The following is a 23,542-nucleotide window of genomic DNA, read 5'->3' on the forward strand; positions in this document are numbered from 1 at the left end:
CTCACTCCAGCCCGTACACCCGCCGCGCGTTCCCCGAGGCGATCAGGGTCGCCACGCGCTGGGCGTCCGGGCGGGACCAGGCGCCCTCGGTGACCCAGGCGCCCAGGACCTGGGTCAGGGCCTCGCGGAAGAGACGGGCGCCGACCACGTGGAGTTCGGGCAGGCGCTGGCCGCCGCTGGAGAAGAGGATCTTGCCGAAGGGGGCCAGTTCCAGGGTCTCCGCGAGGACGGTCGCGGCCCGGGCGCCGGTGCGCACCAGGGCGGCGCCCGAGTCGGCGTACACATGCGGGAAGACGCCCGCGAGATGGGCGGCGTGCCGGTGGTAGGGGTAGGCGTGCAGCAGCACGAGGTCCGTGCCGAGGCCGGCCGTGGCCCGGACGAAGTCCGTCAGCAGCACGGGGTCGGTGCGGTCGATGCGCGCGCCGGTCTCGCCGAGCCCCGCGTGCAGTTGGAGCGGCAGCCCGGAGGCGACGGCGATCCACAACAGATGCCGTAGCAGCACCGGGTCGGTCAGCTCGTCGCCGACCCGGCGGGCGGCCAGCCAGCGGCCCGCCGCGCCCCGCACCTCCCCCGGGCCCGGCGGTTCGGGCGCGAGGGCGAGGCCGTGGCGCACCCCCGCCACCGAGGTGAAGGCGACCGCGCTCGCGGCGGCCCCGTGGACCGACTCGGCGAGGTTGGCGAGGAAGGACTCGACGGTGCCGGAGGTGTCGGCGACCTGCTCGGCGAGGAGTTCCAGGCGGACGATCTCGCGGGCCTCGGCGTCCCCGGCGGACGCCAGTTCGCCGGGCCCGGTGAGGTCGCCGGGCAGCCCGGTGTCGACGAGGTAGGTGGTGATGCCGCTGCCGCGCAGCAGCCGGCGGCCCGATTCCAGTACGCCGAGTTCACGGCGGCGGGCGAGATAACCGGCGGGCGGGCAGTGCGGTTCCAGGCCGAGCAGCGGGGGGCACCAACGGCGTACCGCGAAACCGGTCTGGGTGTCGAAGAGGGTGGTGCCCGGGGCGGGCGGGCCCTCGGTACGGGCGAGCTGGGCCTCGAAGGTGCCGAGACCCAGCTCCGTTCGCAGGACGCCGTGGCAGTACTGGTCCACCAGGGACGGCGTTTCGATCATCGGCACTCCCGTGAGGCGGACCGCGTACTCCTGAAGGTCCTAACGGGTGAACCGGGTGTCAGGTGTTGCTCAGGTGTCGCTCGGGGGGTTCTTCGGGCCGCCGACCTGGATCCCGGCCATCCGGCTCCACTCGTACGGTCCCGTGGTCACCTTGGCCGCGAACTCGCCGTCGAACTCGTCGTGGACCGTGATCCCGGCCTTCTCCACGGCCCGGTTCGCGATCTCGACGGAAGGGGCCACCAGGTCGCCCCAGCCGCCGTCCTCGCCGACGAGCACGATCCGGGCGCCGCGCTCCCCGATGTACGCGACCTGGCCCTCGGCCCCGCCGTGCTCGCGGGAGAAGGCGCTGATCTGCTTGGCGAGCCGGGCGACCCGGCGCTCGTCCTTCGCGTCAACCTGCTGCGTGTCTGCCATGGTCAGGATGCTACCGACGGGTAGATCGAACGGCGACGGCCGGGGTGCGTGGCCTTGCCCACGCACCCCGGCCGTCGCACGGATCCGGGAAGGGCTACCGCAGGAAGGGGTCCACCGCGACCGCCACGAACAGCAGCGACACATAGGTGATGGACCAGTGGAACAGCCGCATCTCCTTCAGCTTGCCGCCCGTGACCTCGGCCTTCGCCCGGCCGTGCAGCGCGTGCGCCTCCCACAGCCACCAGCCGCCCGCCACCAGCGCGACCGCCGTGTAGAACCAGCCGGTGTAGCCCAGCGGGGTGAGCAGCAGCGAGACGGCGACCATCACCCAGCTATAAAGGACGATCTGCTTGGCGACCGTCTTGTTGGAGGCGATGACCGGCAGCATCGGCACGCCCACGCGCGCGTAGTCGTCCTTGACCTTCATGGACAGCGGCCAGTAGTGCGGCGGCGTCCAGAAGAACATGACGAGGAAGAGGACGACCGGGGCCCAGGACAGGGAGTTCGTCACCGCGGACCAGCCGATGAGGACCGGCATGCAGCCGGCGATCCCGCCCCACACGATGTTCTGCGAGGTACGGCGCTTGAGGATCATCGTGTAGACGACGACGTAGAAGAGCAGCGCGCCGAGGGCGAGCCAGGCGGACAGCCAGTTGACGGTCAGTCCGAACAGCAGTGTGGAGACCACCGCGAGGGTGATGCCGAAGGCGAGACATTCACGCGGGCTCACCATCCCGGTCACCAGCGGGCGCTGCGAGGTGCGGTCCATCAGCGCGTCGATGTCGCGGTCGATGTACATGTTCAGCGCGTTGGCGCCGCCCGCGGAGAGATAGCCGCCGAGGCAGGTCAGGAGGACCAGGCCGAGGTCGGGGACACCCTGCTGCGCCAGGAACATCACCGGAACGGTGGTGATCAGCAGCAGCTCGATGATCCGCGGCTTGGTCAGCGCCACGAACGCCTTGACCCGGGCCCCGAACGGCCGCCGGCTCGGGCTCTGGCTCGTCCCGATCATCCCTACTGGACGGGATTCAACGGCCGTCACGCACACCCCTGACAGAGACTCCCAGCGAGCCTCCCCATGTGAATAGGGGGTAAAGGCCCGCGCGTACCACGCCACTGTAGACGTTGCCCACACCCCGGCCTTCGCGGGGGTGGGGTCGTGTTGGAAGGGGGTGTCCGGCGGCCCCTTCGAGCCATGATCGACAGGTGGTCGGAGGCCCGCTCAGATGTCCGCTCAGGGGGCCGCTCAAAGGTCGTACAGAAACTCGATTGAGCAGTCAGATGAGCGGCTCCGTATTCATGTGCCGAATGCGGAACGTGCCAGTCGGGAGGCGGATCCCAGCCCGGCCCGGCAGTCTGGAATGACTCGAAAAAACGCACGTCTTCGCAGGGGTAGGCTCGACAGCGGCCGGTGGACATCCAGTGCATCGGCAGCCGGTGGGCGCGCGCCCTCAGCAGCCGGTATTCGACATGTGGAGAGGAGCCCTGACCCAGGGTGAGCACCAAGCCGACCACCACAGACCTCGAGTGGACCGAGTTGGACCAGCGGGCCGTGGACACCGCACGCGTTCTGGCCGCCGACGCCGTACAGAAGGTCGGCAACGGCCATCCCGGTACGGCGATGAGCCTGGCCCCCGCCGCGTACACCCTCTTCCAGAAGGTGATGCGGCACGACCCGGCCGACGCCGACTGGGTGGGCCGCGACCGCTTCGTGCTGTCCGCGGGCCATTCGTCCCTCACTCTTTACACCCAGCTCTACCTGGCCGGCTTCGGCCTGGAGCTGGACGACCTGAAGTCGTTCCGCACCTGGGGTTCGAAGACCCCGGGCCACCCCGAGTACGGGCACACCGTGGGCGTGGAGACGACGACCGGCCCGCTGGGCCAGGGTGTCGCCAACGCCGTCGGCATGGCGATGGCCGCCCGCTACGAGCGCGGTCTGTTCGACCCGGAGGCCCCGCAGGGCGAGTCGCCCTTCGACCACTTCATCTACGTCATCGCCGGTGACGGCTGCCTCCAGGAGGGCATCTCCGCGGAGGCGTCCTCGATGGCCGGCCACCAGGAGCTGGGCAACCTCATCCTGCTGTGGGACGACAACCACATCTCGATCGAGGGCGACACGGAGACGGCCGTCTCCGAGGACACCGTCAAGCGGTACGAGGCGTACGGCTGGCATGTGCAGCGGGTCGCCCCGAAGCCGGACGGCGACCTCGACCCGCACGCGCTGTACGACGCGATCGAGGCCGCGAAGCTGGTGACGGACAAGCCGTCCTTCATCGCGATGCGCTCGATCATCGCCTGGCCCGCCCCGAACGCGCAGAACACCGAGGCCGCCCACGGCTCGGCGCTCGGCGACGACGAGGTGGCCGCCACCAAGCGCGTCCTCGGCTTCGACCCGGAGCTGACCTTCGAGGTCACCGACGAGGTCATCAACCACACCCGCGGCGCCCTGGAGCGCGGCGCGCAGGCGAAGGCCGAGTGGGAGAAGTCCTACCAGCTCTGGCGGGACAACAACCCCGAGCGCGCCGCCGAGTACGACCGCATCGCCGCGACCGAGCTGCCGGCCGGCTGGGAGGAGAAGCTCCCGGTCTTCGAGCCCGGCAAGGGTGTCGCCACCCGCGCCGCGTCCGGCAAGGTGCTCCAGGCGCTCGGCGCGGTCATCCCGGAGCTGTGGGGCGGCTCGGCCGACCTGGCCGGTTCCAACAACACGACGATCGACAAGACGTCGTCGTTCCTCCCGGCGGACAACCCGCTGCCGGAGGCGGACCCGTACGGCCGCACGATCCACTTCGGCATCCGCGAGCACTCCATGGCCGCGGAGATGAACGGCATCGCGCTGCACGGCAACACCCGTATCTACGGCGGCACGTTCCTCGTGTTCTCCGACTACATGCGCAACTCCGTGCGGCTGTCGGCGCTGATGCACCTGCCGGTGACGTACGTGTGGACGCACGACTCCATCGGCCTCGGCGAGGACGGCCCGACGCACCAGCCGGTCGAGCACCTCGCGTCGCTGCGCGCGATCCCCGGCCTCAACGTGGTCCGCCCGGCGGACGCCAACGAGACCGCGATCGCCTGGCGCGAGATCCTGCGCCGCTACACCAAGGTCTTCGGCGAGGGCGCCCCGCACGGTCTGGCGCTGACCCGCCAGGGCGTGCCGACGTACGAGCCCAACGAGGACGCGGCCAAGGGCGGCTATGTGCTGTTCGAGGCGTCCACGGGCACGCCCGAGGTCATCCTGATCGCGACCGGCTCCGAGGTGCACGTCGCCGTCGAGGCGCGTGAGCTGCTGGAGGCCGACGGGGTGCCGACGCGCGTCGTGTCCATGCCGTCGGTGGAGTGGTTCGAGGAGCAGGACCAGGGGTACCGGGACAGCGTCCTGCCGCCGTCGGTGCGGGCCCGGGTCTCGGTCGAGGCCGGTATCGGTCTGACCTGGCACAAGTACGTCGGGGACGCCGGACGCATCGTTTCCCTGGAGCACTTCGGTGCCTCCGCGGACGGCAAGGTCCTGTTCCAGGAGTACGGCTTCACCGCGGAGAACGTGGCCGCGCAGGCCCGGGAATCCCTCGCCGCGGCTCGGCGCTGACGCTCACACACGACACGTAGGAGATGCAATTTCCATGACAGACGCACTGAAGCGCCTCTCCGAAGAAGGCGTCGCGATCTGGCTGGACGACCTGTCGCGCAAGCGGATCACCTCGGGCAACCTCGCCGAGCTGATCGACCAGCAGCACGTCGTGGGCGTCACCACCAACCCGTCGATCTTCCAGAAGGCGATCTCCCAGGGCGACGGCTACGACCGGCAGCTCGCGGACCTCGCCGCCCGCAAGGTGACCGTCGAAGAGGCCATCCGCATGATCACGACGGCGGACGTCCGGGACGCCGCCGACATCCTGCGCCCGGTCTTCGACGCCACCGACGGCCAGGACGGCCGGGTGTCGATCGAGGTCGACCCGCGGCTCGCCCACAACACCCGGGCCACGGTCGCCGAGGCCAAGCAGCTCGCCTGGCTGGTCGACCGCCCCAACACCCTGATCAAGATCCCGGCCACCAAGGCGGGTCTGCCGGCGATCACCGAGGTCATCGGCAACGGCATCAGCGTCAACGTCACGCTGATCTTCTCGCTGGAGCGCTACCGCGAGGTCATGGACGCCTACCTGGCGGGCCTGGAGAAGGCCAAGGAGAAGGGCCTCGACCTCTCGCTGATCCACTCGGTCGCGTCCTTCTTCGTGTCCCGCGTGGACACCGAGATCGACAAGCGCCTCGACGCGCTGGGCACCGACGAGGCCAAGGCGGCGCGCGGCAAGGCCGCCCTCGCCAACGCCCGGCTCGCCTACCAGGCGTACGAGGAGGTCTTCTCGGGTCCCCGCTGGACCGCGCTGGAGAAGGCCGGCGCCAACCGGCAGCGTCCGCTGTGGGCCTCCACCGGTGTGAAGGACCCGGCGTACAAGGACACCCTGTACGTGGACGACCTGGTCGCCCCGAACACGGTGAACACCATGCCGGAGGCGACCCTGTTCGCCACCGAGGACCACGGGCAGATCACCGGCAACACCGTCGCCGGGACGTACGAGCAGGCCCGCGCCGAACTCGACGCGGTCGAGAAGCTCGGCATCTCGTACGACGACGTGGTGCAGCTCCTGGAGGACGAGGGCGTCGAGAAGTTCGAGGCGTCCTGGAACGACCTGCTCAAGTCGACCGAGGCGGAGCTGGAGCGCCTCGCCCCCTCGGAGGGCTGAGATCTTGTCAAGCAGCAATCCGCTGCGTGACCCCGCAGACCGACGGCTCCCGCGTATCGCGGGGCCGTCGGGCCTGGTCATCTTCGGCGTCACGGGCGATTTGTCCCGGAAGAAGCTCATGCCCGCCGTCTACGACCTCGCCAACCGGGGTCTGCTGCCGCCGGGCTTCTCACTGGTCGGCTTCGCCCGCCGCGAATGGGCGCACGAGGACTTCGCGCAGGAGGTCCACGACGCGGTCAAGGAGCACGCGCGCACGCCCTTCCGCGAGGAGGTCTGGCAGCAGCTCATCCAGGGCATGCGCTTCGTGCAGGGCACCTTCGACGACGACGAGGCGTTCGAGCGGCTGCGCTCCACGATCCAGGAACTGGACAAGGCGCAGGGCACGGGCGGCAACTTCGCCTTCTACCTGTCGGTGCCGCCGCGGTCCTTCCCCGTCGTCATCCAGCAGCTCAAGAAGCACGGCCTGGCCGACCAGACGAAGGACTCCTGGCGCCGCGCCGTCATCGAGAAGCCCTTCGGCCACGACCTGGAGTCGGCCAAGGAGCTGAACCAGGTGGTCCACGAGGTCTTCGCCCCGGACCAGGTCTTCCGCATCGACCACTATCTGGGCAAGGAGACGGTCCAGAACATCCTGGCGCTGCGCTTCGCCAACACCATGTTCGAGCCGATCTGGAACCGGTCCTTCGTGGACCACGTGCAGATCACCATGGCCGAGGACATCGGCATCGGCGGCCGCGCCGGCTACTACGACGGCATCGGCGCCGCCCGTGACGTCATCCAGAACCACCTGCTCCAGCTCATGGCGCTCACCGCCATGGAGGAGCCCGCCTCCTTCGACGCGGACGCGCTGGCCGCCGAGAAGACCAAGGTGCTCGGCGCGGTCCGGCTGCCGAAGGACCTGGGCCGCGACACCGTGCGCGCCCAGTACGCGGCCGGCTGGCAGGGCGGCGAGAAGGCCGTCGGCTACCTCGAAGAGGACGGCATCGACCCGCAGTCCAAGACCGACACCTACGCGGCCATCAAGGTGGAGGTCGACAACCGCCGCTGGGCGGGCGTCCCCTTCTATCTGCGCACCGGCAAGCGGCTGGGCCGCCGGGTCACCGAGATCGCGGTGGTCTTCCAGCGGGCCCCGCACTCCCCCTTCGACCACACGGCGACGGAGGAGCTGGGCAAGAACGCCATCGTCATCCGGGTCCAGCCCGACGAGGGCGTGACGGTCCGCTTCGGCTCCAAGGTGCCGGGCACCTCGATGGAGATCCGGGACGTGTCCATGGACTTCGCCTACGGCGAGTCCTTCACGGAGTCCTCGCCCGAGGCGTACGAGCGCCTCATCCTCGATGTGCTGCTCGGCGACTCGAACCTCTTCCCGCGCACCGAGGAGGTCGAGCTGTCCTGGAAGATCCTCGACCCGATCGAGCGGTACTGGGACGCCCACGGCAGGCCCGCGCAGTACCCGGCCGGTACCTGGGGGCCCGTCGAGGCGGACGAGATGCTCGAACGAGACGGACGGAGCTGGCGCCGGCCATGAAGATAGACCTGACGGACACCACCGCCAGCAAGATCAACAAGGCGCTGGTCCAGGGCCGCCGGGCGATCGGCACCCCGGCCGTGGGCATGGTGCTGACGCTGGTCATCGTCACCGACGAGGAGAACGCGTACGACGCCCTCAAGGCGGCCGGCGACGCCTCGCGCGAGCACCCCTCGCGCACGCTCGTCGTCATCAAGCGCGTCTCCCGCTCCCCCCGCGACCGCACCCAGTCCCGCCTGGACGCCGAGGTGCGGGTGGGCGCGGACGCGGGCACCGGCGAGACGGTCGTGCTGCGGCTGTACGGCGAGGTCGCCGACCACGCCCAGTCGGTCGTGCTGCCGCTGCTGCTGCCGGACGCCCCGGTCGTCGTGTGGTGGCCGGTGAACGCGCCGCTGGACCCGGCCGCCGACCCGCTCGGCGCGCTCGCCCAGCGCCGGGTCACCGACACCTACGCCTCCGAGCAGCCGGTGCGGGAACTCGGCGCCCGCGCCGACACCTACGCGCCCGGCGACACGGATCTGTCGTGGACCCGGATCACGCCCTGGCGTTCGATGCTGGCGGCCGCCCTGGACCAGGTCACCTGCACGGTGAACTCGGTCGAGGTGGAGGGCGAGGAGTTCAACCCGAGCTGCGAGCTGTTGGCGATGTGGCTCGCGGACCGGCTCGCGGTGCCCGTCAAGCGGTCGCTGTCCGGCGGTCCGGGGCTCACGGCGGTGCGGATGGCGACCGACGCCGGTCCGATCGTGCTGGACCGGGCCGACGGCTCGCTGGCCACGCTCTCCATCCAGGGCCAGCCCGACCGGGCGGTGGCGCTCAAGCGCCGCGACACGGCCGAGCTGATCGCGGAGGAACTGCGGCGGCTGGACCCGGACGACACGTACGCGTCGGCCCTGCGGTTCGGGGTGGCGCGGCTGAACGCGTCGACGGCGGTGGCGGAGGCCCGGGTGCAGAAGCCGGCGCCCGCCGCCCCGGACGAGAAGGGGGAGGGTGCCGTCGCCAAAGGAGAAGGGCCCGGCACCGGCGAAGGACCTGCGGAAGGTGCCGCACGGGAAGCGGCGCCGTCGGCACCGGTGACTCCGGCCTCAGCCCCGGCTCCGGCTCCCGTCAAGAAGGCGGCGGCGAAGTGAGTGCTCCCCAGCTCGTCGTGCACCACGACAAGGAACTGATGGCGCAGGCCGCCGCGGCCCGCCTCATCACGAAGATCGTGGACGCCCAGGCGTCCCGCGGTACCGCGTCCGTGGTCCTCACCGGCGGCCGCAACGGCAACGGCCTGCTGGCCGCCCTGGCCGCCGCCCCGGCCCGGGACGCCGTCGACTGGAGCCGGCTCGACCTGTGGTGGGGCGACGAACGCTTCCTGCCCGAGGGCGACCCGGAGCGCAATGTCACGCAGGCCCGCGAGGCCCTGCTCGACGCGGTGCCGCTGGACCCGAAGCGCATGCACGCCATGCCCGCGTCCGACGGCCCGTACGGCAGCGACGTGGAGGCGGCCGCGGAGGCGTACGCCGAGGAGCTGGCCAGCGCGGCCGGCCCCGAGGACCACGCGGCCGTGCCGAGCTTCGACGTGCTGATGCTGGGCGTCGGCCCAGACACCCATGTGGCCTCGCTCTTCCCGGAGTTGCCGGCCGTACGGGAGACCGAGCGCACGGTGGTCGGGGTGCGGGGCGCGCCCAAGCCGCCGCCCACCCGGGTCACCCTCACCCTCCCGGCGATCCGGGCGGCCCGTGAGGTGTGGCTGCTGGCGGCCGGCGAGGACAAGGCCGAGGCCGCGGCGATCGCCCTGTCCGGCGCGGGCGAGATCCAGGCCCCGGCGGCGGGCGCGCGCGGCCGTGCCCGCACCCTGTGGCTGCTGGACAGCGCGGCGGCCTCCCGGCTGCCGCGGTCGCTGTATCCGCCGGCGTCGCCGTGAGGCCGCCCGTCTGAGGCGTCCGAGGGCCGGAGGGCGGTGGGGGTCAGGTTCCCCACCGCCCTCCGGCCCTTCGCGCTCACTTCACCGATCCCGCCATCACCCCCTGCACGAAGTGCCGCTGGAAGGCGAAGAACACGGCCACCGGCACCACCAGCGAGACGAACGCGCCCGGCGCCAGGACGTCGATGTTGCTGCCGAACTGCCGGATCTGCGACTGGAGTTCGACGGTCAGCGGCTGGGCCGAGCTGTCCGCGAACAGCAGGGCCACCAGCATGTCGTTCCACACCCACAGGAACTGGAAGATGGCGAGGCTGGCCAGCGCCGGCCGGCCCACCGGCAGGACGAGGCGGGTGAAGATCCGCCACTCGGTGCCGCCGTCCATCCGCGCCGCCTCCAGCATCTCCTTCGGCATCTCGGCGAAGTAGTTGCGCAGCAGGAACACGGCGAACGGCAGACCGTACGCCACATGGAAGAGGACGACTCCGGGGATCGTGCCGAACAGGCCGAGCTGGCCGAAGAGTTTGGCCACGGGCAGCAGACCGATCTGCACCGGCACCACCAACAGCGCCACCACCACCAGGAAGACGGCGTCCCGGCCGGGGAAGTCCAGCCAGGCGAAGGCGTATCCGGCGAGCGCCGCGAGGACGACGACCAGGACGGTCGTCGGCACCGAGATCAGCACGGTGTTCCAGAAGGCCCGGGTGATACCCGCGTTCCCCAGCAGCGCCGAGTAGTTGTCGAAGGAGAGCTGCGCGGGGCTGGTGAACACCGTCCACCAGCCGCCCTTCGCGGTGTCCTCGGCCGACCGCAGCGAGGACATCAGCAGTCCGGCCAGCGGGGTCAGCCAGACCAGGCCGATCACCACGAGGAAGCCCTGCACCAGGGCGCTGCCCAGGCCGCGCCTGACGGCGTTCATCGCTGACTCCTCCGGAATCGACGGACGTTGAAGACCATGGCGGGGACCACCAGGAGCAGGAGCAGCACGCCGAGCGCGCTGCCGAGGCCCTGGTCGTTGCCGCCGCCGAAGGACACCAGCCACATCTGGGTGGCTAGCACGGTGGCGTCCTCCTGCACCGGGCCGGGCGCGATGATGTAGACGAGGTCGAAGACCTTCATCACGTTGATCACGAGGGTCACGAAGACGACCGTGAGGACGGGTGCCAGCAGCGGCACGGTGATCCGCCGGAAGATCTGCCACTCGTTCGCGCCGTCCATCCGCGCCGCCTCCAGCGCGTCCCGGGGCAGGGTCGCGAGGCCGGCGCCGATCAGCACCATCGCGAACCCGGTCCAGATCCACAGATAGGCGCCGATGATCGCCGGGGTGACGAGCGCGGGGCCGAGCCAGGAGATCCCGTCGTAGGGCGCGGCGAAGTTCGCGGCGGGCAGCCGTACGGTGTACGAGGCGTCCGCGTCGAGTCCGGTGAGGCGGAAGGAGCCGTCGGCGGCCGTGGTGGCGGAGGCGGCCGTCTTCCCGTCGCGCACCGCCTCGACCGTCATCTCCGGCAGGCCGCTCTCGCGGGCGTCGACCTGGCCCTGGCGGCCTCCGCCGCCGGGGGTGAAGTCCAGGTAGACGACGCCGCGCAGCTCGTCGGCGGCGGCCTCGGCGCCCGCCGCCCGGGAGGCGGGTTCGGCGCCGTCCGGCAGGTCCTTGGGCAGCACGCCGACCAGGCCGAGTGTCACCGTCTCCCCCGGCGTCACGGCCGTGTCGGTCCGGTACGAGCCGTCGGGGGCCGCGGTGATCCCCTGTCCTTCGCGGGCCCGTGCGGTCGGGTAGGCGGAGGTGCCGGTGAAGGCGTCGTGCACGGAGACCACGGCGGCGTTCAGGACGCCCTTGTCCGGGTCCTCGTCGTAGGCGAGGCGGAAGACGATGCCGGCGGCGAGGAAGGAGACGGCCATCGGCATGAACAGCAGCAGCTTGAAGGCGGTGGCCCAGCGGATCTTCTCCACCAGCACCGCGAGGATCAGTCCGAGGCCGGTCAGCAGGGCCGGGGCCACGACGACCCAGATCGCGGTGTTGCGCACCGCTTTCAGGGTCGCCGGGTCGCGGAACATCTCGGTGTAGTTGTCGCCGCCGACGAAGCGGGAGCCGGACGCGTCGAAGAAGCTGCGGCCGACGGAGAACAGCACGGGGTAGACGACGAGCGCGCCGAGCAGGAGGAGCGCGGGGAGGGCGAAGAGCACGGCGACGGCACGGCCGCGCCGTCGTCTGCTCCGAGCCCGGCCGGCGGGGCCGGCCGGGGGCGCGGGCGCCTCTTTCAGCAGGGTCGAGGACATGGTCCGTCAGCCCTTGTAGGCCTTGGCGGCCGCGGCCTCCAGGCGGGCGGCGGTGGCCTTCGGGTCGGACGGGTCGCGCAGGAAGTCCTGGAGGATCTTCCACTCGCCGGCGCCCTTGGTGCCGCCGAAGGCCGCCGGGGCCTGGTCGGACATGTCGAAGCGGACCGAGTCCCCGGCCTCGACGAGGGACTTGGCGGTCGCGCGGGTGACGTCGTCGCCGTAGGAGGCGAGGTCGAGCTTCTTGTTCGGGGAGAGGAAGCCGCCGGCCTCGGCCCACACGGCGGCGGCCTCGGGGGTGGCCAGGTACTCCAGCAGCTTCATGCCGGCGTCGGCGTTCTTGCCGTCCTTGAGGACGACGGCGGCGTCACCGCCGCTGACCACGGGTGCCACGCCGCTGCCGACCGGCGGGAAGGGGAAGAAGTCGGCGTCCTCGCCGATCGCCTTGCCGAACTGGTCCTTGGCGACACCGGCGACGAAGTCGCCCTCGTAGACCATGCCGGCCTCGGGCTTCGGTCCGAACACCTTCTCCACGGAGCCGGGGAAGTCGGTGTTGAGGGCGCCCTTCGCGCCGCCCGCGGTGAGCTGGTCGTCGGAGAAGACCTTGCCGAGAGTGGTGAGCGCGTCGACCACGGAGGCGTCGGTCCACTTGAGTTCGTGCGCGGCGAGGGCGTCGTACTTCTCGGGTCCGGCCTGGGAGAGGTAGACGTTCTCGAACCAGTCGGTGAGGGTCCAGCCGTCCTGTCCGGCCACCGAGAACGCGGCGAGGCCCGAGTCGGAGACGGTGCGGCCGGCCTGGAGCAGCTCGTCGAAGGTCTTCGGCGGCTCGACCCCGGCCTGGGCGAGGGCGTCGGGGCTGTACCAGACGGTGGACTTGTGGGCGGCCTTGAAGTAGAGGCCGTAGAGGGTGCCGTCGACGCTGCCGTACGTCTTCCACACGGGTGCGTAGCCCGCGTCGACAGCCTTCTCGGTGCCGGCGGACAGCGGCTTGAGCCAGCCCTGCTCCGCGAACTGCTGGAGCACGCCGACCTGCGGGACCATCACCACGTCGGGGGCGTTGCCGCCCTCGATCTTGCTGCCGACGACGGTGGAGACGTTGTCGCCGGTCGACACGAAACGGGTGTCGGCGCCGGTCTTCTCGGAGAACGCGTCGAGGACCTTCTGGAAGTTCTTCTGCTCGCTGCCGGACCATACGCCGGCCACGGTGACGGTCTGGCCGTCGAGGCTCTTGTCGCCGCCGCCGGCGGAGACCGGGTCGCTGTCGCCGCAGGCGGTCGCGCCGAGCGCCATGACGAGGGCGGTGCAGCCGGAGAGCAGGGCGGTACGTCGTCGCATCATCGTTGATGTCCCTTCGGGGATGGGGAGTTGACGGAGGTTCAGGGGGTGTGCCGGTCGTCGGTCCACCAGGCGGCGGTCGAGCCGGGCAGCACACCGGGCGGGCACGGGCCGCTGGACAGCAGCGGGGTGCCGGGGACGGGCGCGGGGGTGGGCGCCGTACCGAAGTTGACGGCGCAGACGAGGTCGTCGCCGCGCACGAAGGCGAGGACGCCGGGCGGGGTGTCCAGCCAGCGCAGGGTGCCCTCGCCCAACTGGTCGAGGGCGGAGCGCAGTTGGAGTCCCTCGCGGTAGAGGTGCCAGAAGGAGCGGGTGTCGGCGAGGGCGCGGTCGGTGGCGTACTCGGCGAAGTACTCGGGCTGCGGCAGCCAGGGCGCGGCGGCCCCCGCGCCGGAGGTGAAGCCGAACGGCGACGCCTGGCCCGACCAGGGCAGCGGCACCCGGCAGCCGTCCCGGACCCGGTCGCGGCGTCCGGTGCGGTGGAAGATCGGGTCGGTGAGCACGTCGTCGGGCAGATCGAGGACCTCGGGAAGCCCCAGCTCCTCGCCCTGGTAGATGTAGGCGGCCCCGGGCAGCGCCAGCATCAGCAGGGCGGCGGCGCGGGCGCGGGCGGCGCCGACACTGCCTTCGGCGGGTTCGCCGTAGCGGGTGACGGTGCGGATCTGGTCGTGGTTGTTGAGGACCCAGGTGACGGTGGAGCCGGTGCCCGCGATGTCCTGCATGGCCTCGGAGACGACCTTGCGGAAGGCGTCGGCGTTCCAGGGGGCGCCGAGCAGGTCGAAGAAGAACGCCTGGTGGAGTTCGTCGGGGCGGACGTAGCGGGCGTGTTCGCGGGCCGTGGGCACGGAGACCTCGCCGACCAGGAGGCGGTCGCGGCCGTCGCGGGCCGTGTACTCCTCGCACACCGACCGCCAGTGCCGCCACACGTCGTGCACCTCGGGCTGGTTCCAGGCGAGCGGGTTGACGGAGTCGCGGGTGCGGGCGTCGGCCTCGGGGTCGTCGGAGTCGGGCAGTTCCGGGTGCTTGTAGAGGCCGGCGGCGACGTCGATGCGGAAGCCGTCGACGCCCCGGTCGAGCCAGAAGCGCAGGATGCCGTCGAACTCGTCGGCGACCTCGGGGGTGCGCCAGTTCCAGTCGGGCTGCTGGGGCGTGAACATGTGCAGGTACCACTGGCCGGGCCGGCCGTCCGCCTCGGTGACCCGGCTCCAGGCCGGTCCGCCGAACATGGCGTGCCAGTTGTTGGGCGGTTCGGCGCCGTCGGGGCCGCGGCCGTCGGCGAAGTGGAAGCGGGCGCGGGCGGCGCTGCCGGGTCCGGCGGCCAGTGCCTCGCGGAACCAGGGGTGCTCGCTGGAGCAGTGGTTGGGGACGATGTCCAGGAGGACCTTGATGCCGAGCCGGCGGGCGGCCGTCATCAGCAGGTCGAACTCGGCGAGGTCGCCGAAGAGCGGGTCGACGTCGCGGTAGTCGGCGACGTCGTAGCCGTGGTCGTGCTGCGGCGAGGGGTAGAAGGGGCTCAGCCAGATCCCGTCGACGCCCAGCTTCCGCAGGTACGGCAGCCCGGCCCTGACCCCGGCGAGATCGCCGACGCCGTCCCCGGTGCTGTCCAGGAAGCTGCGCACGTAGACCTGGTAGATCACCGCGTCGCGCCACCAGTGATGCCTGTTCAACCCATTGACCTGTCTCTGCGGAGGGCAACCGTTATGCATGCATGTTAGGTAGCGGTGTCGCGAGGGTGTCAATGAAAAGTACGGAAGCTACTGCGGAGTTGGCCTTTTATATCGGTACTTAACGCATCAAAAAACGCCGGGAAGAGATCCCGGCGTTACCTAACATGTAACTAGGACAGGGCTGGCGGCCCGCGGTCAGCGGCCCTGGCAGTCGGCGAGGACGTCCAGCTCACGCGCCAGCCGCCGCACCGCCGCGGCGGACGTCCCGTGCCCGGCCATCGCGTCGCGCACCACGGCCTGCACGACCAGGCTGACCTGGTCGTAGCAGGGGCTCTTGGGGCGCGGGGCGGCCGCCAGCACACTGGCGCGCAGGGTCGGCAGATACGGGAACGCCCGCACCAGCGCGGGATCCTCGTACAGCGCGGCGCGCACGGGCGGCAGCGCGCCCCGGGTGAGGACCTGGCGCTGCACGGGCTCGCTGGTCAGATACGCGATCAGCCGCGCGGCGGAGTCCGGGTGCCGGGCATGGGTGCTGACGGCCAGGTTGGAGCCGCCGAGCACACTGGTCCCGGGCCCGTCCGGACCCGGCAGCGGTACGGCGCCGATCTTTCCGGCGACGGGCGATCCGGGCGCCGACGCGACGGCGTACGCGTAGGGCCAGTTGCGCAGGAAGAGCAGCCGGCCGTCCTGGAACGCCTGTTTGGACTCCTCCTCCTTGAAGGTGAGCGCCCGGCGCGGGATCCAGCCCTCGCGCACCCCGCGGGCGAGGAAGTCGATGCCCTCGCGGGCGGCCGTGGAGTTCACCGTGACGCGTTCGCCCTCGTCGCCGAGGATCGTGCCGCCCGCCGAGTACACGGCCTCCGCCGCGTTGACGGTGAGGCCCTCGTACGGCAGGAACTGACCGGCGTAGCCGTCGAGTCCGTACTTCGGCGCGACGGTCTTCGCGAGCCGCTCCAGCTCGGCCCAGGTGCGCGGCGGCGGGACGCCCTCGCGGGCGAGGACGTCCTTGCGGTAGAGGAGCAGCCCGGCGTTGGTGACGTACGGGACGGCGTACAGCCGGCCGTCGTAGGTCGCCGTGCCGACGACCGGCGGCAGGAAGGTCTCCAGCGGGAAGCGGTCGCGCGGCAGGGGTCTGATCCAGCCCGCCGCGGCGAACTCCGAGGTCCAGCTCACATCGATGTTGAGGAGGTCGAAGCGGCCGCCGTCGGCCCGCAGATCGGTGATCATCTGGGCGTGGGTCTCGTCGGCGGAGTCCGGCAGCTCGACGAGGGTGACCCGTTCGTCGGGGTGGGCGCGGTTCCAGCCCTCCAGGAGCGGGCCGAGATAGCCGGTGAGGTCCCCCGCGGTGGCCAGGGTCAGGGGTCCGCGGCCGCCCGCCGGACCGTCGTCGGCACGGGCGCCGGAGGCTATGTAGCCGGTCATGACCACGACCAGAACGAGAAGGCCCCTACCCGCGGCGTGTATCCACCGCATAGGTTCCTCCCTGTACACCGGCGCCGGGCGTCGTCGTCCGGAGTCAGAGGCCATGTATACCCGTTAGGTATGCGCGATACTAGGGCCCGCGGCACATTACCCAGGATGCGAGGAGGAGAGCACGAGTGCGGCTGCCCCTCCTGGCCCTGCTGGCACGCGGCCCGGCCCACGGCTACGAACTCAAGCAGGACCTTGAGCAGATGCTGGGCTCCGCGTACCCTCAGCCGAACGTCGGCCAGATCTATGTGACCCTCGGCCGTCTGGAGAAGTCGGGACTGATCGAGGGCGAGGACGTCGAGCAGGCCGGCCGGCCCAACAAAAAGGTCTACCACCTCACCGACGCCGGGCGTACGGCACTGAGCGCCTGGTTCGAGGAGCCCGAGGACGAGCCACGGGTGCGGGACGAGTTCTTCATGAAACTGGCCCTCGCCCCGCGCACCGGACTCGCGGACCAGATCGCCCTCATCAACAAGCAACGGCGGCAGTACCTGACCACCATGCGCAGTCTGTCGAAGCTGGCCGCCGCCGAGAACCGCGACAACCGCATCGCCCATCTGCTGATAGAGGGCGCGATGCTGCACCTCCAGGCCGACCTCGACTGGCTGGAACGGTGCCAGGAAGAGCTGGAGGAGCTGGAGTGAGCGACCGTACCGCCCCGCGGCCGCGCGCCGCGGAGCCTCCCCGGCCGGACACCGGCACCCCGCCCCTGCTGCGCGCCGAGGGGCTCGTCAAGACGCACCACGGCGAGGGCGCGCCCGCACACGCCGTGCGCGGGGTCGACCTGTGCGTACGGCAGGGCGAGTTCGTCGCCGTCACCGGCCCGTCCGGCGCCGGCAAGTCGACCCTGCTGCATCTGCTGGGCGGGCTGCAGCGGCCGGACGCCGGGAGCCTCTGGCTGGACGGCCGCCGCACGGACGGGTACAGCGAGGCGCGCTGGGCCGTGGAGCGCAGGAAGCGCATCGGGATCGTCTTCCAGTTCTTCAACCTGGTGTCGAACCTGTCGGTCGCCGACAACGTCGAGCTGCCCGCCCTGCTCGCCGGGGTGCCGCCGCGCCGGGCCCGCGCCGAGCGCGAGGACCTGCTGGCCGAGCTGGGCCTCGCGGGCAAGGAGCGCAGCATGCCGGGCGAGCTGTCCGGCGGTGAGCAGCAGCGGGTCGCGCTGGCCCGCGCGCTGGTCAACCACCCGCCACTGCTGCTGGCCGACGAACCCGCGGGCAGCCTGGACAGCAAGGGCACCCGTGAGGTGATGCGGCTGCTGTCCCGCTTCCACCAGCGCGGCCAGACGATCGTGCTGGTCACCCATGACGCCCGGCTGGCGAGCGCCGCGGACCGGGTGATCAGCTTCTTCGACGGCCGGATCGCCGACGACGCCGCTCTGGACGGCACACCGGCGCGCGGCACCGGGATATCCGGCGTGCTGGAGCTGAGGGACTGAGATGACCTACATGCGGGTGGCCTCCGGGCGGGTGGCCGACGTGCGGGGGGCCTCCGGGCGGATGGCCGACGTGCGGGTGGCGGAGCGGGGGGCCGACGTGCGGGCGGCCCACCTGCGGATGGCGGCGCGGGTGGCCCACGTGCGGATGGCGGAGCGGCTGGCCCACGTGCTGGTGGCCGACGGTGGTCGGCTCCCCTGCCGGCCGAGAGGCTGAGGCCCGTGCGAGCCACCCTGCGCTGGGCCCACTCCGATCTGCGCACGCACCGCGGCGAGGCGCTGTTCCTGGTGCTCGCCACGGCCGGCATCGTGGCCTCGCTGCTCCTGGCCACGGCGCTCTTCGGCTACGCCACCAACCCCTGGCAGCGCGTCTTCACCCAGGCGCGCGGCGCCCATGTCTGGCTGCACACCGCCCCCTCCGCACCCGCCGGAAAGCTGGCCTCGCTCGACGGCGTCGAGTACGTCGCCGGCCCCTACCCCACCGCCTCCGCCGCCCTCGCCTCCCGCGGCACCCGGGCCTCCGTCGAACTGCGCGGCACCGCCGAACGGCCCGCCGTCGACCGGCCGCTGCTCACCTCCGGGCGCTGGCTGGACGCCTCCGCCCCGGACGGGGTGGTCCTGGAGAGCCGTCTCGCCCGCGCCCTGCTGGCCGGCCCCGGCGACACGCTCACCCTGCCCGGCACCGGCCGCTCCCTGACCGTGCTCGGCGTCGCCGACAGCGCCGAGCCGCGCTACCGGCCGGGCGAGCAGCCGGGCCTGGTCTGGGCGCTGCCGTCCGCCGTCCCCGACCCGGGCGGCCAGGTGATCGGGCTGCGGCTGACCGACCCCGACGACACCGACTACGCCGTCCAGCGGGCCGTCACCCTGCTGGGCTCGGGCGCGGTCAGCGAGGTCTCCACCTGGCAGCAGGCGCGGGCCGAGGCACAGGGCGACAACCGGCTGCTGGGACAGGTGCTCGGGCTGTTCGGGATCGGCGCGCTGGTGGCCGCGGGGCTCGCCGTGCACGGGGCGATCGGCACCCGGATCCGGGGCCATCTGCGGGACATCTCGGTGCTGAAGGCGATCGGTTTCACGCCCGGCCAGGTGGTCCGCGTCTTCCTGCTCCAGCACATCGCCTACGCCCTGCTGGGCGCGGCGGCCGCCGCCACCCTCGCGCAACTGCTGGGCAGCCGGATCCCGGGCAGGCTCGGAGACGCGATCGGCGTGTGGCAGGGACTGCCCGGCCATACGACGGCGCTGGTCGCGGTACCGGTCGCGGCCGTGCTGTTCATCGGGGCGACCACCGGACTCGCGGCCTGGCGGGCCGGGCGGGTGCCCCCGGTGCCGGTACCCCGGCCTGCGGCGGGACCCCGGCCGCGAACGCCCGGTGCGGCGGGTCCGCTGTCCGGTGCCGCGCGGTGGGCGCTCGCGGCCCGGGTGCCGCCCGCGCTGGTGCTCGGCTGGCATCGGACCTCCACCCGGCGGCTGCGGTCGCTCGCCACGATCACCCGGCTCGCGCTTCCGCTGCTGCTGATCGTGGTGGCGATGAGCGCCTGGACCACCATCGACCGCTTCCACCGCAGCCCCGAGCGGATCGGCCTCCCGGCGGCCCTCACCGTCCACGCGGACTCCGGGCTCGCCGACCGGGACGCCCGCGCCCTGCTGGAACGCGACCCGCAGGTCGTCGCCGCCCACCCCGGCGTCGAGCTGGCGGCCCTGGTCCCCGGCCAGACGGCGACGATCGCGCTGCGCGGCCTCGGGGTCGACGGCGACCCGTACCCGTACACCCTGGCCGAGGGCCGCCCGGCCCGCGCCGAGGACGAGGCGGTGGCCGGACAGGGGCTCCTCGACCTGCTGGACGTGCGGGTCGGCGACTGGGTGCGCATGACCGTCGGCGACCAGCCGCAGATCCTGCACATCGTGGGCCGCAGCATCGAACCGGAGAACGCCGGCCGGGTCATCTCCACCTCGCTGGACACCCTGCGCGAGAACGACCCGGAGCTGGCCCCCACCCTCTACCAGGTCCGGCTGGAGCCGGGCGCCGACCCCGGCGAGGTCGCCGCCCGGCTGACCGCCGCCGGGCAGGGGCATCTGGACGTGCACACCGTGACCAACCCGGCGGACGGGCTCTCGCCGCTGCGCGCGGTGGTGGCCGGGCTGATCGTGGTCCTGGCCCTCATCGGCCTCATCGAGCTGCTGACGGCGATCGGCGGCACGGTCCGCGAAGGCGAGCGGGACCTGCTCGCCCTGAAGGCCGTGGGACTCTCCCCACGCCAGATCACCGCGATCACCGTGACCGCGACCGCCGGCACCGCCCTGGCCGCGGCCCTGATCGCCACCGTGCTGGGGGCACCCCTGGCCCGCTGGCTGATCGACGCCCAGGGAGCGTCGAGCGGCATCGGCGCCGGCATCGCGACGGTGCCGTCCCCGGCCCTGCTGACCCTGTTCGCCCTGGCCGCGGTGACAGGAGCGGCCGCCCTCGCAGCCCTCCCAGCAGCCCGAGCGGCCCGCCGCCGCCTGGCGGACACCCTGAGCGCGGTGACCTGAGTGCCGGTGACCTGAGCGCCGCTGGACCCGAACGCCCGGCCCCTCACCACGGCCGACACGGCCCGCCCCGACGGCAACACCCGGAGCGGCCGCGCCGGCCGCCCCTGCCCACACCCCGCACGGCCTGCCGGCACGCGGCCGACGCCTCGGGGCGCGGTGACCTGAGCGCCGTAGGGCTGGGCCTCTCCTTCAGGTCTTGCCGGGGCCGCAGGGCCTGTCCCGCCCGCTCCCAGAGGGGGACCCCAGAGGCGTTGCCGCCGTCCTCCGCCTTGCGGATGCGCGCATCAGACCCCGCTCGGGCCCGCCGAGACGTGCCGTCGCTCGGAGCCGACCAGATCCGAAAGGCGGACCTAGGCGTACGGGTTCGGGCGTGGGGCGTACGGGTTGCCCCGGTGGTAGGGGGTGGCCGGCGGGTACGGCGGAGGGGCGGGGAACTGCGGGGGCAGGGTCGCCGGGTGGGCCGTCAGGCGGATGCCGTAGCGGTGCTTGAGGCGGCGGGTCTCCAGCAGGGAGATCGCCGTGACCGTGACCGGCGCGCCCAGGATGAACACGATGCCCAGGGTGAGGCTCAGGCCGTGCAGGTCGCCGGTGATCAGGTCGGGCAGGGCCATCAGCCAGGTCGTCACGGTGGCGAGGAGCGGCGGCAGACAGCGGTGCACGGCGGCCGTGCCGAAGAAGTTGCCGGTGAGCCGGAACGCCCCGGCCATCACGAAGACCGCCATCCACAGGCCCGCCAGGCCGAGGAGGAGCTGCGGGAGCATGCCGAACGTGGCGCCGACGGAGAACAGCATCACGGTCGTGAAGACCGAGCCGATGAACACCAGCAGCAGCTTCAGGGAGTTGAGCAGGGGCACCTTCAACTGCCGTACGGTGCCGCCGCGCCGCCAGACGAAGAGCATCACGCCCACCGTGACCGGTGTGAGGAAGAACAGGACGGCGGAGGCGGTCGCCGCGTTGTCCAGCATCTCCTCGAAGGCGAACCCGCCCTGGACGAACGAGTAGACGCCCAGGGCGGCGACCGCCCCGGCGATGACCCGGATCCGCTTGAGCTGGTCCACGGTCGGGTCCAGCGAGTGCGGGATCCACGTCGGATGGAACACCGCCCTGGCCACCTGATGGGGCTTCAGGAACGACCGGGCGGTGAGCGTGCCGTCGGTCCAACTCCTGTGCGTACGTGTCACCTTGAGCTCCCCCGAGCGATCTTCTCGATGATCGCCCGGGAGTCTACAAGAACGCGCTCACTTCCGGCCGCGGAGTTCCCGGTAGGTGGCCACCAGCGCCTCGGTGGAGGTGTCCAGGCCGGGCACCTCGGCGCCCTCGGTCAGGGCGGGCTCGATCCGCTTGGCGAGGACCTTGCCGAGTTCCACGCCCCACTGGTCGAAGGAGTCGATGTTCCACACCGCGCCCTGGACGAACACCTTGTGCTCGTAGAGGGCGATGAGCTGGCCGAGGACCGACGGGGTCAGCTCACGGGCCAGGACGGTCGTGGTCGGGTGGTCGCCCTTGAAGGTCTTGTGGGCGACCAGCTCCTCCGGAACCCCCTCGGCACGGACCTCGTCGGGCGTCTTGCCGAAGGCCAGCGCCTGCGTCTGGGCGAAGAAGTTCGCCATCAACAGGTCGTGCTGCGCCGCGAGTTCACCGCTCAGCTCGGGCACCGGCCGGGCGAAGCCGATGAAGTCCGCCGGGATCAGCTTCGTGCCCTGGTGGATCAACTGGTAGTACGCGTGCTGCCCGTTGGTGCCCGGCGTGCCCCAGACGATCGGCCCGGTCTGCCAGTCGACCTCCTGGCCGTCCCGGCCGACCGACTTGCCGTTGGACTCCATGTCGAGCTGCTGGAGATAGGCGGCGAACTTGGACAGGTAGTGCGAGTACGGCAGCACCGCGTGCGACTGCGCGTCGAAGAAGTTGCCGTACCAGATGCCCAGCAGGCCCAGCAGCAGCGGGACGTTGGACTCGGCAGGAGCGGTGCGGAAGTGCTCGTCGACGGTCCGGAAGCCGTCCAGCATCTCGCGGAAGCGGTCGGGGCCGATGGCGATCATCAGGGAGAGGCCGATCGCCGAGTCGTAGGAGTAGCGGCCGCCGACCCAGTCCCAGAACTCGAACATGTTGGCCGTGTCGATGCCGAAGTCGGCGACCTTCTCGGCGTTGGTCGACAGGGCCACGAAGTGCTTCGCGACGGCCGCCTCGTCGCCGAGGGCGTCCAGCAGCCAGGAGCGGGCCGAGGTGGCGTTGGTGATCGTCTCGATGGTCGTGAAGGTCTTGGACGCGATGATGAACAGCGTCTCGGCCGGGTCCAGGTCCCGGACCGCCTCGTGCAGGTCGGCGCCGTCGACGTTCGACACGAAGCGGACCGTGAGGTCGCGGTCGGTGAAGCTGCGCAGCACCTCGTAGGCCATGGCGGGGCCGAGGTCGGAGCCGCCGATGCCGATGTTGACGACGTTCTTGATGCGCTTGCCGGTGTGTCCGGTCCAGGCGCCGGAGCGGACCCGGTCGGCGAAGCCGGCCATCTTGTCGAGGACGGCGTGCACCGCGGGGACCACGTTCTCGCCGTCGACCTCGATCACCGCGTCGCGCGGGGCGCGCAGGGCGGTGTGCAGGACCGCGCGGTCCTCGGTGGTGTTGATCTTCTCGCCGCGGAACATGGCGTCCCGGAGGCCGAAGACGTCGGTGGCGGCGGCCAGCTCACGCAGCAGCCGCAGCGTCTCGTCGGTGACGAGGTGCTTGGAGTAGTCGATGTGCAGGTCGCCGACCCGCACCGTGTATCCGCTGCCGCGCCCGGGTTCGGCGGCGAACAGTTCGCGCAACCGCACCTCGCCGAGTTCCTCGCGGTGCTTGGCCAGAGCGGTCCACTCGGGTGTCTGGTTGAGCCTCGTACGGACGTCTGCGTTCATGTCGGACTTCAGCCTTCTTTCGTGCGCCTGTCCTGCTGTGTACCTGCCCCGCTGCCGGTCCCAACCTAGTTGATCAGTGTGTTGAGTGACCTGTTGTGGCGCGGTCGCGCGGTGCGACTACAAGTACGTTCCGGCGGGGCGCGGGTATCAGCGCGGCGGCGATCGGAAAGAGCGATCGGCAAGAGCGATCGGCAAGAAGACGTGCGCATGAGACGGCTGAGACGGCTCCGGCCGGGCGCCTCGGGGCTCCCGGCC

General features: G+C 71.7%; 19 protein-coding genes. 9 read left to right on the plus strand and 10 right to left on the minus strand.

Translation table 11 applies throughout. The features are described from left to right. Position 1 precedes the first annotated feature (1 nt). The 3 genes from AFM16_RS10020 to AFM16_RS10030 all read right to left on the minus strand — a co-directional run bounded on the left by AFM16_RS10020 (position 2) and on the right by AFM16_RS10030 (position 2,534). A complete protein-coding gene (locus tag AFM16_RS10020; protein ID WP_078633082.1) occupies positions 2-1,108 on the minus strand; it encodes an amidohydrolase family protein in 1,107 nt (368 codons plus the stop codon). Positions 1,109-1,177: 69 nt separating this feature from the next. Continuing rightward, positions 1,178-1,522 carry a hypothetical protein gene (locus tag AFM16_RS10025; RefSeq protein WP_078633083.1) on the minus strand — a complete coding sequence of 115 codons (345 nt, stop codon included), beginning with the start codon at positions 1,520-1,522 and terminating at the stop codon, positions 1,178-1,180. Between the two features lie 94 nt (positions 1,523-1,616). Next, positions 1,617-2,534, minus strand: a complete 918-nt coding sequence (locus AFM16_RS10030; RefSeq protein ID WP_179123262.1) for a heme o synthase — start codon at positions 2,532-2,534, stop codon at positions 1,617-1,619. A 483-nt stretch (positions 2,535-3,017) separates the two neighbouring features. On the opposite strand from AFM16_RS10030, the gene tkt reads away from it, so the two are divergent. The 5 genes from tkt to pgl are packed head-to-tail and all read left to right on the plus strand — an operon-like array spanning position 3,018 to position 9,692. Continuing rightward, positions 3,018-5,105 carry a transketolase gene (tkt, locus tag AFM16_RS10040; RefSeq protein ID WP_030791282.1) on the plus strand — a complete coding sequence of 696 codons (2,088 nt, stop codon included), beginning with the start codon at positions 3,018-3,020 and terminating at the stop codon, positions 5,103-5,105. Between the two features lie 34 nt (positions 5,106-5,139). Then, entirely contained in the window at positions 5,140-6,258 is a 1,119-nt protein-coding gene (gene tal / locus AFM16_RS10045; protein WP_078633084.1) for a transaldolase, read from the plus strand. A 1-nt stretch (position 6,259) separates the two neighbouring features. Then, the gene (gene zwf / locus AFM16_RS10050; protein WP_370628136.1) at positions 6,260-7,786 is read left to right on the plus strand and encodes a glucose-6-phosphate dehydrogenase; all 1,527 of its coding nucleotides are present in this window, start codon (positions 6,260-6,262) and stop codon (positions 7,784-7,786) included. Further along, complete coding sequence (gene opcA, locus AFM16_RS10055; protein WP_078633086.1) at positions 7,783-8,913, plus strand: glucose-6-phosphate dehydrogenase assembly protein OpcA; 1,131 nt, start codon at positions 7,783-7,785, stop codon at positions 8,911-8,913. Before zwf ends, opcA begins: the two co-directional genes overlap by 4 nt. Next, positions 8,910-9,692: a 6-phosphogluconolactonase gene (gene pgl, locus AFM16_RS10060; RefSeq protein ID WP_078633087.1), complete on the plus strand. Its 783-nt coding sequence runs from the start codon at positions 8,910-8,912 to the stop codon at positions 9,690-9,692. Before opcA ends, pgl begins: the two co-directional genes overlap by 4 nt. Before the next feature lie 76 nt (positions 9,693-9,768). On the opposite strand, the gene AFM16_RS10065 is transcribed toward pgl, so the two are convergent. The 5 genes from AFM16_RS10065 to AFM16_RS10085 form a co-directional block, all read right to left on the minus strand. Beyond that, on the minus strand, positions 9,769-10,608 hold the full coding sequence (locus tag AFM16_RS10065; RefSeq protein ID WP_030791292.1) for a carbohydrate ABC transporter permease: 840 nt from the start codon (positions 10,606-10,608) through the stop codon (positions 9,769-9,771). Next, positions 10,605-11,966: a carbohydrate ABC transporter permease gene (locus tag AFM16_RS10070; protein ID WP_078633088.1), complete on the minus strand. Its 1,362-nt coding sequence runs from the start codon at positions 11,964-11,966 to the stop codon at positions 10,605-10,607. The genes AFM16_RS10065 and AFM16_RS10070 overlap by 4 nt, the downstream gene beginning before the upstream one ends. 6 nt (positions 11,967-11,972) lie before the next feature. Beyond that, positions 11,973-13,301, minus strand: a complete 1,329-nt coding sequence (locus AFM16_RS10075; RefSeq protein ID WP_078633089.1) for an ABC transporter substrate-binding protein — start codon at positions 13,299-13,301, stop codon at positions 11,973-11,975. 38 nt (positions 13,302-13,339) lie between these two features. Then, positions 13,340-15,004 (minus strand): glycoside hydrolase family 13 protein, encoded by a 1,665-nt coding sequence (locus AFM16_RS10080; protein ID WP_175523774.1) that lies wholly within the window; start codon positions 15,002-15,004, stop codon positions 13,340-13,342. A gap of 156 nt (positions 15,005-15,160) precedes the next feature. Continuing rightward, positions 15,161-16,438, minus strand: coding sequence for an ABC transporter substrate-binding protein (locus AFM16_RS10085; RefSeq protein ID WP_030791301.1), 1,278 nt, complete (start codon positions 16,436-16,438; stop codon positions 15,161-15,163). Positions 16,439-16,563: 125 nt separating this feature from the next. Here AFM16_RS10085 and AFM16_RS10090 point away from each other — a divergent pair, with 125 nt between their 5' ends. Genes AFM16_RS10090 through AFM16_RS10105 form a run of 4 tightly spaced genes read left to right on the plus strand, consistent with a single transcriptional unit; the run spans position 16,564 to position 20,396 of the window. Next, a complete protein-coding gene (locus tag AFM16_RS10090) occupies positions 16,564-17,079 on the plus strand; it encodes a PadR family transcriptional regulator (RefSeq protein ID WP_030791304.1) in 516 nt (171 codons plus the stop codon). Continuing rightward, positions 17,076-17,873 (plus strand): ABC transporter ATP-binding protein, encoded by a 798-nt coding sequence (locus tag AFM16_RS10095; protein WP_078633091.1) that lies wholly within the window; start codon positions 17,076-17,078, stop codon positions 17,871-17,873. The genes AFM16_RS10090 and AFM16_RS10095 overlap by 4 nt, the downstream gene beginning before the upstream one ends. 1 nt (position 17,874) lies before the next feature. Then, a complete protein-coding gene (locus AFM16_RS10100) occupies positions 17,875-18,087 on the plus strand; it encodes a hypothetical protein (RefSeq protein ID WP_030791310.1) in 213 nt (70 codons plus the stop codon). Positions 18,088-18,092: 5 nt separating this feature from the next. Continuing rightward, the gene (locus tag AFM16_RS10105; RefSeq protein WP_078633092.1) at positions 18,093-20,396 is read left to right on the plus strand and encodes an ABC transporter permease; all 2,304 of its coding nucleotides are present in this window, start codon (positions 18,093-18,095) and stop codon (positions 20,394-20,396) included. A gap of 350 nt (positions 20,397-20,746) precedes the next feature. Here the strand turns inward: AFM16_RS10105 and AFM16_RS10110 are convergent, their stop codons facing one another. Next, the gene (locus tag AFM16_RS10110; RefSeq protein ID WP_078633093.1) at positions 20,747-21,577 is read right to left on the minus strand and encodes a hypothetical protein; all 831 of its coding nucleotides are present in this window, start codon (positions 21,575-21,577) and stop codon (positions 20,747-20,749) included. 57 nt (positions 21,578-21,634) lie between these two features. Next, the gene (pgi, locus tag AFM16_RS10115; protein ID WP_078633094.1) at positions 21,635-23,287 is read right to left on the minus strand and encodes a glucose-6-phosphate isomerase; all 1,653 of its coding nucleotides are present in this window, start codon (positions 23,285-23,287) and stop codon (positions 21,635-21,637) included. Positions 23,288-23,542: the final 255 nt, after the last annotated feature.

The organism is Streptomyces antibioticus (genome assembly GCF_002019855.1).
GTDB classification, from domain to species: Bacteria; Actinomycetota; Actinomycetes; order Streptomycetales; family Streptomycetaceae; genus Streptomyces; species Streptomyces antibioticus_B.

Bases quoted from the DNA above. Each gene is read 5' to 3' on its own strand.
- AFM16_RS10020 (WP_078633082.1), bottom strand. From the start codon at position 1,108: ATGATCGAAACGCCGTCCCTGGTGGACCAGTACTGCCACGGCGTCCTG.
- AFM16_RS10025 (WP_078633083.1), bottom strand. From the start codon at position 1,522: ATGGCAGACACGCAGCAGGTTGACGCGAAGGACGAGCGCCGGGTCGCC.
- AFM16_RS10030 (WP_179123262.1), bottom strand. From the start codon at position 2,534: ATGATCGGGACGAGCCAGAGCCCGAGCCGGCGGCCGTTCGGGGCCCGG.
- tal (WP_078633084.1), top strand. From the start codon at position 5,140: ATGACAGACGCACTGAAGCGCCTCTCCGAAGAAGGCGTCGCGATCTGG.
- opcA (WP_078633086.1), top strand. From the start codon at position 7,783: ATGAAGATAGACCTGACGGACACCACCGCCAGCAAGATCAACAAGGCG.
- AFM16_RS10065 (WP_030791292.1), bottom strand. From the start codon at position 10,608: ATGAACGCCGTCAGGCGCGGCCTGGGCAGCGCCCTGGTGCAGGGCTTC.
- AFM16_RS10070 (WP_078633088.1), bottom strand. From the start codon at position 11,966: ATGTCCTCGACCCTGCTGAAAGAGGCGCCCGCGCCCCCGGCCGGCCCC.
- AFM16_RS10075 (WP_078633089.1), bottom strand. From the start codon at position 13,301: ATGATGCGACGACGTACCGCCCTGCTCTCCGGCTGCACCGCCCTCGTC.
- AFM16_RS10080 (WP_175523774.1), bottom strand. From the start codon at position 15,004: ATGCATAACGGTTGCCCTCCGCAGAGACAGGTCAATGGGTTGAACAGG.
- AFM16_RS10085 (WP_030791301.1), bottom strand. From the start codon at position 16,438: ATGCGGTGGATACACGCCGCGGGTAGGGGCCTTCTCGTTCTGGTCGTG.
- AFM16_RS10100 (WP_030791310.1), top strand. From the start codon at position 17,875: ATGACCTACATGCGGGTGGCCTCCGGGCGGGTGGCCGACGTGCGGGGG.
- pgi (WP_078633094.1), bottom strand. From the start codon at position 23,287: ATGAACGCAGACGTCCGTACGAGGCTCAACCAGACACCCGAGTGGACC.